The organism is Rhodopseudomonas sp. BR0M22 (genome assembly GCF_010907035.1).
Lineage (GTDB): Bacteria > Pseudomonadota > Alphaproteobacteria > Rhizobiales > Xanthobacteraceae > Rhodopseudomonas.
The window spans coordinates 1-13701 of sequence record NZ_QUMK01000096.1; the positions used below are offsets into that span (position 1 = coordinate 1).

General features: G+C 63.7%; 15 protein-coding genes and 1 pseudogene. 12 read left to right on the forward strand and 4 right to left on the reverse strand.

Going from position 1 to position 13701, the window contains the following annotated elements; genetic code table 11:
- The 3 genes from DY468_RS22895 to DY468_RS22905 form a co-directional block, all read left to right on the forward strand.
- The coding region (locus tag DY468_RS22895; RefSeq protein WP_164607685.1) for a BA14K family protein at positions 1–182 on the forward strand (182 nt) is incomplete at its 5' end.
- Between the two features lie 195 nt (positions 183–377).
- A complete protein-coding gene (locus tag DY468_RS22900; RefSeq protein WP_164607687.1) occupies positions 378–1007 on the forward strand; it encodes a peroxiredoxin in 630 nt (209 codons plus the stop codon).
- Between the two features lie 191 nt (positions 1008–1198).
- Positions 1199–1966: a DsbA family protein gene (locus tag DY468_RS22905; RefSeq protein WP_164607689.1), complete on the forward strand. Its 768-nt coding sequence runs from the start codon at positions 1199–1201 to the stop codon at positions 1964–1966.
- A gap of 88 nt (positions 1967–2054) precedes the next feature.
- Here DY468_RS22905 and DY468_RS22910 read toward each other — a convergent pair whose 3' ends face one another.
- The 3 genes from DY468_RS22910 to DY468_RS22920 all read right to left on the reverse strand — a co-directional run bounded on the left by DY468_RS22910 (position 2055) and on the right by DY468_RS22920 (position 4244).
- Entirely contained in the window at positions 2055–2738 is a 684-nt protein-coding gene (locus tag DY468_RS22910) for a TetR/AcrR family transcriptional regulator (protein WP_164607690.1), read from the reverse strand.
- Positions 2735–3688 (reverse strand): cation diffusion facilitator family transporter, encoded by a 954-nt coding sequence (locus tag DY468_RS22915; RefSeq protein WP_164607692.1) that lies wholly within the window; start codon positions 3686–3688, stop codon positions 2735–2737. Before DY468_RS22915 ends, DY468_RS22910 begins: the two co-directional genes overlap by 4 nt.
- A 343-nt stretch (positions 3689–4031) precedes the next feature.
- On the reverse strand, positions 4032–4244 hold the full coding sequence (locus tag DY468_RS22920) for a hypothetical protein (protein ID WP_164607694.1): 213 nt from the start codon (positions 4242–4244) through the stop codon (positions 4032–4034).
- 571 nt (positions 4245–4815) lie between these two features.
- Between DY468_RS22920 and aroQ the strand changes: the two genes are divergently transcribed.
- The 9 genes from aroQ (at position 4816) to aat (ending at position 13503) form a co-directional block, all read left to right on the forward strand.
- Positions 4816–5271, forward strand: a complete 456-nt coding sequence (aroQ, locus tag DY468_RS22925; RefSeq protein ID WP_164607696.1) for a type II 3-dehydroquinate dehydratase — start codon at positions 4816–4818, stop codon at positions 5269–5271.
- Positions 5272–5309: 38 nt separating this feature from the next.
- Entirely contained in the window at positions 5310–5804 is a 495-nt protein-coding gene (gene accB, locus DY468_RS22930; protein ID WP_164607697.1) for an acetyl-CoA carboxylase biotin carboxyl carrier protein, read from the forward strand.
- 107 nt (positions 5805–5911) lie between these two features.
- Positions 5912–7264, forward strand: a complete 1353-nt coding sequence (gene accC / locus DY468_RS22935) for an acetyl-CoA carboxylase biotin carboxylase subunit (protein WP_164607699.1) — start codon at positions 5912–5914, stop codon at positions 7262–7264.
- Positions 7265–7440: 176 nt separating this feature from the next.
- Complete coding sequence (locus tag DY468_RS22940) at positions 7441–8973, forward strand: sensor histidine kinase (RefSeq protein WP_164607701.1); 1533 nt, start codon at positions 7441–7443, stop codon at positions 8971–8973.
- The gene (locus tag DY468_RS22945) at positions 8970–9413 is read left to right on the forward strand and encodes a response regulator (protein ID WP_164607703.1); all 444 of its coding nucleotides are present in this window, start codon (positions 8970–8972) and stop codon (positions 9411–9413) included. Before DY468_RS22940 ends, DY468_RS22945 begins: the two co-directional genes overlap by 4 nt.
- On the forward strand, positions 9410–10507 hold the full coding sequence (locus DY468_RS22950; protein ID WP_164607705.1) for a sensor histidine kinase: 1098 nt from the start codon (positions 9410–9412) through the stop codon (positions 10505–10507). The genes DY468_RS22945 and DY468_RS22950 overlap by 4 nt, the downstream gene beginning before the upstream one ends.
- Before the next feature lie 118 nt (positions 10508–10625).
- Positions 10626–11297 (forward strand): spermine/spermidine synthase domain-containing protein, encoded by a 672-nt coding sequence (locus DY468_RS22955; protein WP_164607707.1) that lies wholly within the window; start codon positions 10626–10628, stop codon positions 11295–11297.
- A 244-nt stretch (positions 11298–11541) separates the two neighbouring features.
- Positions 11542–12759: a citrate transporter gene (locus DY468_RS22960; protein WP_164607709.1), complete on the forward strand. Its 1218-nt coding sequence runs from the start codon at positions 11542–11544 to the stop codon at positions 12757–12759.
- Between the two features lie 63 nt (positions 12760–12822).
- Positions 12823–13503, forward strand: a complete 681-nt coding sequence (gene aat, locus DY468_RS22965; RefSeq protein ID WP_164607711.1) for a leucyl/phenylalanyl-tRNA--protein transferase — start codon at positions 12823–12825, stop codon at positions 13501–13503.
- Positions 13504–13515: 12 nt separating this feature from the next.
- Here aat and DY468_RS22970 read toward each other — a convergent pair.
- A pseudogene (locus DY468_RS22970) lies at positions 13516–13701 on the reverse strand (DUF2155 domain-containing protein); the annotation flags it as partial.

Sequence of the window (13701 nt, forward strand, 5' to 3'; positions counted from 1 at the left end):
GTCCCGGCGTGGGCGCCGCGGTCGGGATCGGCATCGGTGCGGCGATCGTTGGCGGCGCGATTGCAGCCAGCCAAGCCGAAGCGGCACGCCAGCAGGACTACTGCGCACGGCGCTTCCGATCGTACAATCCGGCGACCGGCACCTACATCGCCAAGGGCGGTCGCGAGATGCCCTGCCCGTAGCCGTATCGAGATACATATCGTTCGGGCGGTGCATGAAAATCATGCATCGCCCGGGCTTTTTTGCAGATGCTTTTGCGACGAGTTCCTTGATCCTGCAGTGCGGAATCGCCATCTAGAAGGTCTCTATCCTTCGGCGCGCGCGACCTTGTTTCGGCGCGCGATCAGCACTCAACAAACGTATAGGAGACCGCACCGATGTCCCTTCATATCGGCGACATTGCCCCCGATTTCACCGCCGACACCACCAAGGGCAAGATTTCGTTCCACGACTTCATCGGCGACTCCTGGGTCTTCTTCTTCAGCCATCCTGCCGACTTCACCCCGGTTTGCACCACCGAGATGGGCAAGACCGCCAAGCTGGCGCAGCCGTTCGCGTCGCGGAACGTCAAGCCGATCGGCCTGTCGACCGATACGGTGGACGAGCACCTGAAGTGGATTGCCGACGTCAACGACACCCAGCAGACCGACCTGCAATTCCCGATCATCGCCGATCCGGAGCTGAAGGTCGCCAAGCTCTACGACATGATCCATCCGAACCAGAGCGATACCGCTGCGGTGCGTTCGGTGTTCATTATCGATCCGAACAAGAAGATCCGGCTCACCATGACCTACCCGATGAACGTCGGGCGGAACTTCGACGAAATCCTGCGCGTGATCGACGCGCTGCAGTTCGCCGACAAGCACACCGTCGCGGCCCCGGCCGATTGGCGCCCGGGCGACAAGGTCATCATCCCGCTGTCGGTGAAGGGCGAAGCCGCCACCAAGGCGTTCCCGCAGGGCTGGGAAGAACCCCGCCCCTATCTGCGCCTGACCACCATCAAGTAACTCCGCACGCGATCTGACGACGCCGGCGTTCGGTTCTCCGATGCGCCGGCGTCGTTGCGTCGCACCGGCCTCAGACCATGTCTGACCGGATCGTGTTCACAAAAACCGCGTATTTGCCGGGGAAAAGCGCTATGAAACGTTCGAATCCACGCGTCTTTTCCACGACCTGACCCGCCCGAAGGGATCCGCCTATGCTGTCGTTCCGCCCGCTCGCCACAGCCCTGCTCGCGCTCGCCATCGTTGGCGCGCCGGCCGTCGCCTCGGCGCAGAAATTCTCCGACGAGCAGCGGAGCCAGATCGAGACGATCATCAAGGAATACCTGGTGTCGCATCCCGAGGTGCTCGAAGAAGCCTCGGAAGAGCTCGGCAAGCGGCAGGCTGCAGCACAGGCCGAGAAGCATCAGGCCGCGGTTGCGGAAAACGCAACAACGCTCTTCAACTCGCCGCGCGGCGTCACGCTGGGCAATAAGAACGGCGACGTCACCATGGTCGAGTTCTTCGATTACAATTGCGGCTACTGCAAGCGTGCGATGGGCGACATGCTCGAGCTGATGAAGGACGACCCGAACCTGAAGGTCGTGCTGAAGGAGTTCCCGGTGCTCGGTCCGCCATCGGTCGAAGCGGCGCAGGTCGCGATCGCGGTGCGGATGCAGGACCCGAGCGGTAAAAAGTACCTCGACTTTCACCAGAAGCTGCTCGGCGGCCGCGGTCAGGCCGACAAGGCGCGAGCGCTCGCTGCCGCGAAGGACGCCGGCCTCGACCCCGCCAAGATCGAGAAGGACATGAACAGTCCGGAAGTGCGAGCCACCATCGAAGAGAGCTTCAAGCTCGCCGAAGCGATGGGCATGAACGGCACGCCGAGCTACGTGATCGGCAAGCAGGTCGTGGTCGGCGCGGTCGGCCTCGACACGCTGCGCCAGAAGATCAACACCGCCCGCTGCGGCAAGGACAAGTGCTGAGCGCCATCGGCGCATGAACTCGGATCGCCAGTCGCCGTCTATTGCCGGCGCTGGCGATGATCTTGGCCGAACGACGATCAGGGATGTTTCAGTCCGGACTGCGGCCCGCGCGGCTGCCTAGTCCTTGAAGGAAGAGCTCGTTGGCGATCTCGAAGACGGTCTCCGTCTCGACGGCCAAATACGCGCGAGCCAGCTTCTTCAGCACCGGAAACTCGGCAGACGGCAGCTCTTCAATTTCTGCGACTTCGGACTCGCTAGCGGTCCGCACCAGCCCGCCGATCTCCGCCGTGCACAGACCAATGACGCCTGCGTACCAGGCAAGACAGACGGCTGGCGCTTCCGCATCGGACACGCCGGCGTCGGCGAGCGCGCGGTGAACCATCTCGATATGGGGAAAGTCGGCAACGCCGGTGTTGAGGAATCTCTGCAGGAGCGGAAAGGTGTTCGGGTATTGCAGCGCCAGCGCGCGATGATCGCGCGCGTGGGCGCGGAGCCGATCCTGCCAGGGCTGGTCGGCGCCTATGGGCGATAGCTTCGCCACCAGCGCGTCGGCCATCGCGCGATACATGCCGTCCTTGTTCTTGAAGTGATAGAGGATCGCCATCGGATCGCAGCCGACTCGTCCGCCGAGTTTGCGCACGCTGAAGGCCGCCTCTCCCACCTCTTCCATGAGACTCACCGCCGTTTCGACGATCTCATTCTTCGCAAGACCGCGCGGGCCGAGACTCGCGCGGATCCTGGTGTTCGACTTTGCAGCTGCAGTCGACATCATTCGGCCCATTCAGGATCACCCGTAAACACCACGGTCAGCCAACGGTTCGGTCCGTCGTCGCCGACCAGATCGCCAATCTCGTCTCGCAACATGTCCCACTCGCCGATCGTGCGTGCAGGCGCATCGGCAGGAACGATGAAGTAGAGTTCGATCTCCTTCGATCGCCCGACCCGCGCCATGTAAGCGCGATAGGACACGAAGCCGTGCTTGGCAACGAACGCCGCCGCCACCGTGTCCAGATGCTTCTTCAGATCGACCGGCGTCACCAGGAAGATGTCGGCCAGCGCCTGCCGTACCGTCGAGACCGGCAACGGAATGATGAGCACGCACACGGCCGCCAGAACCGCCGGGTCGATGTAGGGCGAAATCCACTGCCAAGACGTCCCCTGCACCGCGAAGCCGATCATGAAGGCAATCAGCAGCGCGGCGCTGATGCCGGCCGACATGATCCAGCCCCGGACGTCGAGGCGAACGAATTCAGATCCAATCTTGCGATTGGCGCGCCATTCAACGGCCGCGATGGCCGCGCAGGCGATCACTGTCACGGCCGCGTAAACCAACGCCGAACCGAATTCGAGGTCGCGGCCGCCGCTCAACAGGCTGCCGATGGCCGTAACCAGAGCGTACAGCGCCGCACTGATCAGCAAGGTTCCGTTCAGCCCGAGCACCATCGGCTCGAGGTGCCAGAGGCCGAACGAAAAACGCTCCCTGAGCTTGCGGGACATATGATCCGCCACCGCGTAGGACGTGATCAGGTTGACCACGATCAGCGACAGCAGGCTCATGCCCGCATCGATCAGGGAATACACCCCGTCGAACACGATCGAAAACGACCCCGAGAACAGGCCGAAGCCGATCCCGAGAGACGAGATCACGAAGGTTACGGCGATCGAAGTTCTCAACACGCCGCGTTCGTCTGACATATCAAAAAGTGAGAGCAGTCCGCTCATGGTTCGCTCGCAGTCCGAGCCTCGCGTCGCGAGTAAGCCCTCGGACACGCGCGTCCGCATTCTGCGCAGACGGGTGAAATGCCGGCGGTCCGGCCAAGGGCCTGATTGAGGGTCGCGAAACGTGTCGCGACAACACCGTGAGAAGCTCTCGCAACGCTGTCAGCCGCTGACGGTCGCCAATTTCTACACTGTAGAGATTAACAAGGCAACCTCGAGGTGCCACGCACCCCTCAAGCAGAAAGGACGGCCTTCCGGCTCCTCCGCCAGAGGAAAGACGGGGTATGCGCTGGCTTCCGTGAGCCGGCCTGCTCACATCGCGGTCGGATGCGAGCTGCGGAACGACCTATGAAGGAAACTCGGTTTCGGCGACGTGGACGCGGTCGGCATGGAGCGACCACTCCCGCAGCCGCTCCTTCTGGCAGAATTGATACTTTGCAATCTCGATCGCATTGTCGGTGCTGGCGGCATCGACCTCCAGCACGCCCTGACAGACTTCCTCGTGACGTCCATTCTCGCCGAGGATGTCCTTCATAAATCGCACGATATAGCGAGCCATGACACCTCCGGTTGGAGACGAGCGGAGCAAAGCGACAACTCAAATCCGCGAAGCCGACGAGTGCCGGTCGATTGTGCCGCGAAGAAAGGACGAACCGTCATCGGCGTCGCCACAACACATCGCGGCTACGCGGAGCCATCTCCGGCGCCCAGATTAGTCCAATGCCACAGTCAGACAAAGTGAAAGTCGGAAACCAGAACCGCCCAAGTCGCTTCAACGGATAACAACCGCCAGACCATCCAGTTGTTCCGGATGCACGCGCGATCTCCATCGCCGCCCCGAGACCTCCTGACCTCGGCTTGCCGAGCCCGGCCGACTTCAGCATCAGCGCCGAACGTGCGCGGGTCAACGAGGGCTGCGTGATTGCGAACGATTCCGTGCGGTTGCCTATCCCCCCTCGCCCAAAGCATCAGGCGATTCATCCGTGAAGTGAGCCTGTTCAGGCTTCCCCTCAGCCCCGAGGTTACCTATAACGCCCGCGATCAGGTGAATTTCGCCGGATTCCGATAGGCTGCGCGGTGGATTGCGCCGCTCCGCTGGATCAGATTCGCAAAAATTGCCGGAATTTTCGATGGCTCAGACGATTTACGTGCTGAACGGCCCGAACTTGAATTTGCTCGGGACCCGTGAGCCGGAAATCTACGGTCGTGCCACCTTGGCCGATGTCGAGAAGCTGTGCGCCGAGACCGCCGCCGGCTTCGGTCTGGTCGCCGTCTGCCGTCAATCCAATCACGAAGGCGAGCTGATCGACTGGATTCACCAGGCACGCAGCGACAAGGCAGCCGGCATCGTGATCAACGCCGGTGGCTACACGCACACCTCGATCGCCCTGCACGATGCGCTGGTCGGCGTGCAGATCCCGACGGTGGAAGTCCATGTTTCCAACGTATTTGCGCGTGAGGACTTCCGTCACCACTCCTTCATCGCGAAGGCCGCCTTCGCCAGCCTCTGCGGCTTCGGCATCGACGGCTATCGCCTGGCCATCACCGGCCTCGCCGCCAAACTTGGCGCCGGCGCCACGGCCTGAGCCCACCCGTTCACTCAAGAGATCTGGATCAAAACATTATGGCCCGCCAGCCTGCAGAGAAAACCGCCGCCGAGCCGACCACCGCCCCGGCGACCGACGACAGCAGCCTGATCCGCGAACTCGCGGTGTTGCTGGATGAGACCAACCTGACCGAGATCGAGATCGAGCGTGCTGGACTGCGTGTGCGCGTCGCCCGTAACGTCAGCATCGCCGCAGCTGTCCCGGCGGCCTATGCGCCGGCACCGGCCGCCAAGGCGACCGCATCGGCCGACGCGACCGCGGCCGATCTTGCCAAGCATCCCGGCGCGGTGACCTCGCCGATGGTGGGAACGGTGTATTGGGCACCCGAGCCGGGTGCCAAGCCCTTCATCGACGTCGGCAGCCGCGTCTCGGTCGGCGAGACCCTCTTCATCGTCGAAGCCATGAAGACGATGAACCAGATCCCTTCGCCGCGGGCCGGCATCGTCACCCAGATCCTCGTCGAAGACGGCCAGCCGGTCGAATTCGGCGAGCCCCTGGTCGTGATCGAGTAAGGAGCGAGTGGCCGCAGCAAATAGCGAGCTGAACTCTTCGCTTAGCTGCGTCTCCTTCTATTTTCCATTCGCTATTCGCCCTTTGGCCTCACAGCGCGGTTAAGCCGATGTTCGATAAAATCCTGATAGCCAATCGCGGCGAGATCGCCCTGCGCGTGTTGCGCGCCTGCAAGGAGCTCGGCATCGCCACGGTGGCGGTGCACTCCACGGCCGATGCCGACGCGATGCACGTCCGCCTCGCCGACGAGAGCGTGTGCATCGGCCCGCCGCAGTCCAAGGACAGCTACCTCAACGTCCCGGCGCTGCTCGCCGCCTGTGAAATCACCGGCGCCGACGCGGTGCATCCCGGCTATGGTTTCCTGTCGGAGAACGCCCGCTTCGCCGAAATCCTGGCCGACCATAATCTGCATTTCATCGGACCGAAGGCCGAGCACATCCGCCTGATGGGCGACAAGATCGAGGCCAAGAAGACCGCCAAGCGCCTCGGCATCCCGGTGGTGCCGGGCTCCGATGGCGCTGTCGGAGCCGACGACGACGCCATGGCGATCGGCAAGTCGATCGGCTTCCCCGTGCTGGTGAAGGCTGCGGCCGGCGGCGGCGGGCGCGGCATGAAGGTCGCGCACACTGCCGAGGATCTGGCGATGGCGATCTCCACCGCCGGCAACGAAGCCAAGGCGGCGTTCGGCGACGCTTCGGTCTATCTCGAGAAATACCTGCAGAAACCGCGCCACATCGAAATCCAGGTGCTCGGCGACGGCCGCGGCGGCGCGATCCACCTCGGCGAGCGCGACTGCTCGCTGCAGCGCCGGCATCAGAAGGTGTGGGAGGAAAGCCCCTCACCGGTGATCAGCCCCGAGGCGCGCGCAAGGATCGGCGGCATCTGCGCCAAAGCGATGCAGGAGATGCAGTATCTCGGCGTCGGCACGATCGAATTCCTGTACGAAGACGGCGAGTTCTATTTCATCGAAATGAACACCCGCATCCAGGTCGAGCATCCGGTGACCGAGATGATCACAGGCATCGATTTGGTGCTGGAGCAGATCCGGATCGCCGCCGGCGGCGACCTGCCGGTCACCCAGGACGAGATCACCCTCAACGGTCATGCGATCGAGTGCCGGGTCAACGCCGAAAATCCGGTGACCTTCCGACCATCGCCCGGCAAGATCTCGCGCTACCATCCGCCCGGCGGCCTCGGCATCCGGATCGATTCCGCAGTGTACCAGGGCTACACGATCCCGCCCTATTACGACTCGCTGGTCGGCAAGCTGATCGTCCACGGCAAAACCCGCGGCGAATGCCTGATGCGCCTTCGCCGAGCGCTGGACGAGATGGTCGTCGACGGCATCGAGACCACGCTGCCGCTTTTCCGCGCTCTGGTGCGCGAGCCTTCGATCATTGACGGCGACTACCACATCCATTGGCTCGAGCAGTATCTGGCTTCCGGCGTCACTGACGGTTAGGCGATCAACCTCTTGAGAAAATGACCTTTTCGCGCACCGCGGTCAGAATTCTTGCCTGCCGAACATTTCGGATGGCAGGGAACCATTCCACCTGATCGACGTTGGAACGTATTCAATCCGCTCGCGACGCGCCTGGGGGATAGCTTGCTTGATTTGATTCGTGCTGGAGGCGTGCGGTGACGCCTGAATCCGCGCGCAAGCGTTCGCTTGTCCAAGTTACGCTGCTTTCGCTGTCGTTCGCGGTACTTGTCGCGGTCAGTTTGGCGTCGGTGTACTGGCTGCAGAAGGCGCGCGAGGACAATGCCTGGGTCGCACACACCCTCGAGGTTCAGAACCAGATCGCTCTGGTTCAGTTGCAGCTTCGTCGTGCCGAAAGCGCCGAGCGTGGCTATGTCCTCACTGGACAGGACGATCTGATCCAACAGTTCAACGAGGCCGCCCCCGACGTCATGCCGCGGCTGTTGCAGTTGCGCGGCTTCGTCGCCGACAACGACGTGCAGCGTCCGCTGATCGAACAAGCCATCGTCTCGGCCCAGTCCCGCCTCGAGCGGTTCGGGAATGTGATCGCGTTGGCGAAGGACAACCGCGCCGAAGAAGCACGCGAGCTCTTACGCGACGACGCTGGCCGCCGCGCGATGAACGAACTGAGCGATGCACTGGGAAAAATGCGCGCCGAAGAAAACCGGCTGTTCTCAGAGCGGACGTCGGAAGCAGATCGCAGCCAGGCGCTCGCCACGATCATCACGACGACCGGCTCAGGTCTGGTGCTGGTGCTCGCCGGCCTGTCGATCTTTCTGGTTCGCCGCTCGGCGCGCGCGCGCGACGAAGCCGAAATCCAGCTCCGCGACAACAATCTCAACCTCGAAGCGACCGTGCAGGAACGCACCGCGGACCTGCGCGAGGCCAACGAGGAAATCCAGCGCTTCGCCTATATCGTCAGCCACGACCTCCGCTCGCCGCTGGTCAACATCATGGGCTTCACCAGCGAGCTGGAAGAGCTCCGCAGCGACATTTTCCGTCGGATCGCCACGCTCAGTCGCGAAGTTGCCGGCAAGCAGAGCGCCGCCAACGCCGACAGTGACGGCGAACCCGAGTTGGAGCCTGCCGACCGCCAGCTTTCGGACGATTTCACCGAAGCTCTCGGCTTCATCAAATCCTCCATCGGCAAGATGGACAGGCTGATCAGCGCCATTCTGAATCTGACCCGCGAAGGCCGGCGCCAGTTTCAACCGGTGCGGATCGACACCCGCGAATTGATCGAGAATATCGCCTCGACGGTCGCCCATCAGGCCGCCGAAGCCAATGCCGAGATCAGGATCGAGCCCTTGCCGGAGATCGTGAGCGACCGTCTAGCGCTTGAACAAATCTTCTCAAATCTCATCGATAACGCCTTGAAATATCTCAAAGACGGGGTTCCGGGCGACATCGTGATCCGAGGCCGGCAGAAGCTCGGCTTCGTGATTTTCGAGATTGCCGACAATGGCCGGGGGATCGACCCGAAGGACCACCAGAGAATCTTTGATCTTTTCCGCCGCGCCGGTACACAGGATCGGCCTGGGCAAGGGATCGGACTAGCCCATGTGCGAGCCCTGGTGCGGCGGCTGGGCGGCACCATGTCGGTGTCTTCCGCACTCGGTGAGGGCTCGACCTTTACGATCACCCTGCCGGCCAAATGGACGGCAAAGAAGAGTCAGGAACAGCGCGCATGAGTAACCCTGTCACCATCATCATGATCGAGGACGACGAGGGACATGCCCGTCTGATCGAGCGGAACATCCGTCGCTCCGGCGTGAACAACGAGATCATTCCGTTCACCTCCGGGACAGCCGCGCTGAATTATCTGTTCGGCTGCGACGGCACCGGCATCGAGCACCAGCATCGTGCCCTGCTGGTGCTGCTCGACCTCAACCTGCCCGATGCCAGCGGCATCGATATCCTGCGGCGGATCAAGGAGAACGACCACCTCAAGACCACCCCGGTGGTGGTGTTGACCACCACCGACGACGCCCACGAAATCAAGCGCTGCTACGAGCTGGGCTGCAACGTCTACATTACCAAGCCGGTAAACTACGAGAGCTTCGCCAACGCGATTCGCCAGCTTGGTCTGTTCTTCTCGGTCATCCAGGTTCCGCAACCCGACGCTCCATGACAGACGCCAAGCCGACCCTGCTCTATATCGACGACGACGAGGCCCTCGGCCGACTCGTGTCGCGCGGCCTGCAGCGGCAGGGGTTCCAAGTCGAGCACGTCCTGAGCGGCGAAGCCGGCCTCGAACGGCTGCGCCACGGCGGCATCGACGTGGTCGCACTCGACCAATATATGCCGGGTCTCGATGGACTCGAGACGCTGGAACAAATTCAGAACATTCCCGACCCGCCTCCTGTCGTTTTCGTCACCGCCTCTCAGGACTCGAAGATCGCCGTGACGGCGCTCAAGGCGGGCGCCGACGACTATCTGGTGAAAGACACCCAGGGCGAATTCGTGCCGCTGCTGCAGGTCGCGGCCGATCAGGCGCTGAAGCAGGCGATGGTGCGCAAGGCCCGTGACGACGCCGAAGCCGAAGTCCGCGCCTCCCGCGACCGTTACGCTGCGCTGGCGGCGGAACGCGAAATGTTGCTGCGCGAGGTCAACCACCGGGTCGGCAACTCGTTGCAGATCATCGCCTCGCTGCTGCATCTGCAGGCGACCTCGAGCAAACAGGAAGAGGTCAAGGCGGCGCTGACCAATGCGATGGGCCGGGTCGCCGCGGTGGCGCAGGTGCATCGCCGGCTCTACACCTCGCACGATCTGAAGAGCGTGATGCTCAACCAGTATCTCGAAGCCCTGCTGGAAGACCTGCGGCGCTCGGCCGAAGGTAACCGGATGTCGCGGCTGACGCTATCGGCCCAGCCGGTCGAGACTGACCCGGACCAGGCGGTCGCGATCGGCATCATCGTCAACGAGCTGGTGATGAACGCGGTCAAATACGCCTATCCGGAGGGCAAGGGGCCGATCCATGTCGAGCTCAAAGCCGACGGCGACGACCTCGAACTGGCGATTTCCGACGACGGGGTCGGCCTCAACGTCAAGGTCAACCCGCAGTCGACCGGCATGGGTCAGCGCATCGTCAGCGCAATGGCCGCCAAGCTGGAAGCCGGGGTCGAACGCGACCCCAATCACCACGGAACGCGGATCGTGCTGCGTTTTCGCCGCGCCACCCCACCGGCAGCGCGGGCTGCGCAGACCGCACAGGCAGCCCACTGAAGCAGCACTGCGCGCGGGTGACAGCGGCGCAACGACGCCGTAGTCAGGCTGCGAATTTTCTAGACCAAATGCCGCTCGAGCGGCGTCCTAGTTCCCTCACCGATTGAAGGCGATTGCCGTGCTTCCATGGACCCAATTGGCCACCGCGCAGATCCCAGGTGGTGGCGAATTGCGGCTGATGCAACGAGGCCAGGAATTCTCCATCCGCCTTGATGCCAACGAGCTGATGAACAGCCGACTCGGCGGCTCGGAAGAAGCGCTTGCCACCTTGGCATGCCAGAAACTCGCCGGCCGGCCCAAACCGCGCGTGCTGATTGGCGGCCTCGGCATGGGATTTACGCTACGCGCGGCGCTGAAAGTGTTCGATGAGGCCGCAATCATCGAAGTCGCCGAACTGGTGCCCGAAGTGATCGACTGGGGACGCGGCCCGATGGCCGAACTGTACGGCGACAGTCTCAGCGATCCGCGCGTCAACATCCTGCAGCGCGACGTCGGTGAGCTGATCCGCGGCGGCACCGGCCGTTACGACGCCATTCTGCTCGATGTCGACAACGGCCCCGAAGGGCTGTCGCGCCCCGCCAACGACCAGCTCTACGACAGCCGCGGCCTCTCCGACGCTCGCGCTGCATTGCGCCGCGGCGGCGTGCTGGCGGTGTGGTCGTCGGGCCCGGACGACAACTTCACCAAGCGGCTACGGCGCGGCGATTTCGTCGTCAACGAAGTCCCGGTCCGCGCCGTCGGCAAACGCACCGGCTCGCGGCATTGGATCTGGCTGGCAGTCAAAAACTGAAAGCCCCGCGAGCTTCGGGACCGATATTGCTGCGACGGCCGGTGCCCTAAGACCATTGCCGCCTTGCCATTTTGTCGCACCTCGGGCAGCTTCCGCCGCACCGCTGCCCCTTGCCGGTCCAGCGGATCCGATCTCGGGAAGATACGCCTTTGAACGTTCAGCCTCCCAGCGGCAACGTGTTGCCGCCTGCATACCGTTGGCGCATCGGTGCGCTGCAGGCCACCCTGCCCGGCACGAGGCTGCCGTGACTCCGGTTCTGGTATTCGGCATTCCGCTCGATTTCATCCTGTTCGCCACCACGCTCGTCGGCGTGGCGATCTTCCATCGCCATACGCTGCTGATCGCGCTGACCGGGCTGGCCACCGTGGTCGGCTACAAGCTGTTGTTCGCGGGCTTCAAGACCGGCGTCGGCCTGTCCGGCCTGGCGCTGCACATGCAGCACGAATGGGTGACGCTGGCGAACCTGTTCCTGCTGCTGATGGGCTTTGCGCTGCTGTCGGCGCATTTCGAGAAGAGCGGCATTCCCGACGAGATGCCGGCACTGCTCCCCGACGATTGGAAAGGGCCGGTGGTGCTGCTCGGCCTGGTCTTCGTGCTGTCGAGCTTTCTCGACAACATCGCCGCCGCGCTGATCGGCGGCATGGTGGCGCGGCACGTCTTCCGCGGCCGGGTTCACATCGGCTACCTCGCAGCGATCGTCGCCGCCTCGAACGCCGGCGGCTCCGGCAGCGTGGTCGGCGACACCACGACAACGATGATGTGGATCGCCGGCGTGTCCCCGCTCAGCGTGCTGGAAGCTTATGTGGCGGCCGTGATCGCACTGGCGCTGTTTGCCGTGCCGGCCTCGATCCAGCAGCAGAAGTTTTCGCCGATCGTCAAGAATGCGCCGAAAGGCCTGCAGATCGAATGGGTGCGGGTCGGCATCGTTGCGGCGATCCTGATTGCGGCGCTGGCGGCCAACGTGACCGCGAACATGAAATTCCCCACCCTGCTCGACCAAGCGCCTGTACTCGGCCTGACGGTCTGGCTGGTGCTTCTACTCACCGCGCCGCTGCGCCGCCCTGATTGGGAGCTGATGCCCGCGACCTTCAAGGGCACGATCTTCCTGCTTGCGCTGGTGACCACCGCATCGCTGATGCCAGTCGAAGAGCTCCCGACCGCGAGCTGGCAGACCGCGCTCGGCCTCGGCTTCGTGTCGGCCGGTTTCGACAACATTCCTCTCACCGCGCTGGCCCTGAAGCAGGGCGGCTACGATTGGGGCTTTCTCGCCTACGCGGTCGGCTTCGGCGGCTCGATGATGTGGTTCGGCTCCTCGGCCGGCGTCGCGATCACCAACATGTTCCCGGAAGGTAAGTCGGTGGTGCTGTGGCTGCGCCACGGCTGGCACGTCGGAGTGGCGTATTTCATCGCGTTCTTCGCGATGCTGCTGCTGGTCGGCTGGACGCCCGACCTGCCGCACTGAGCCGCTGATCGAGCGCGGCTCCCACGGGGTCGCACGCCTGCATCGTCGTGCTATGCTTCCCCCATGGCCTCACGCGACTCCTCCGCCGCTTCCGAGATCACGCCCGACGTGCTGCTGCGCGCCTATGCGTGCGGCATCTTCCCGATGGCCGAGAGCGTCGACGATCCGTCGCTGTTCTGGGTCGAGCCGGACATGCGCGGCATCATTCCGCTCGGCGGCTTCCGGGTGTCCTCGCGCCTCGCCCGCACCGTGCGGTCCGACGCGTTCACCGTCACCGTCAATCGCGACTTCAAGGCGGTGATCGACGGCTGCGCAGCGCCGCAGCCCGGGCGTGACGATACCTGGATCAACCGCCGGATTCGCGAGCTCTATATCGGGCTCCACGAGATCGGCCATTGCCACAGCGTCGAGGTCTGGCAGGACGGCGCTCTCGCCGGCGGCCTCTACGGCGTCAGCCTCGGCCGGGCGTTCTTCGGCGAGAGCATGTTTCACCGCGCCCGTGATGCCTCGAAGGTGGCACTCGTCCACCTCGTCGCGCGTCTGCTCGCCGGCGGCTACACGCTGCTCGACACCCAGTTCGTGACCGATCATCTGAAGAGCTTCGGCGCGATCGAAGTGCCGCGGCTGCGCTATCGCAACCTGCTCGACGACGCGCTCGAAGGCGAAGCTTCGTTCGCAGCGTTGCCCATGGATCGGCCGGTGTCGGGAGCCGAAGCGCTGGCGATCATCGCGTCGCGAAGCTGAGGACGCGGTCGCTTACTGCTGGAATCCCGGCAGCGGCGGTGGACGCTGGGGGCGCGGCGGCGGGGGCTGCTGCGAGCGGCGGCGCGGCTGGGGTTGGGCAGCCGGCTTCGGCGGCTCGGGCTGCTGCGCGCTGGCGACGTTCGGCTTCTCCGGGTCCTTACAATCGGTCAGCCAAATGTCGTAGATCGGGTGTTCGAC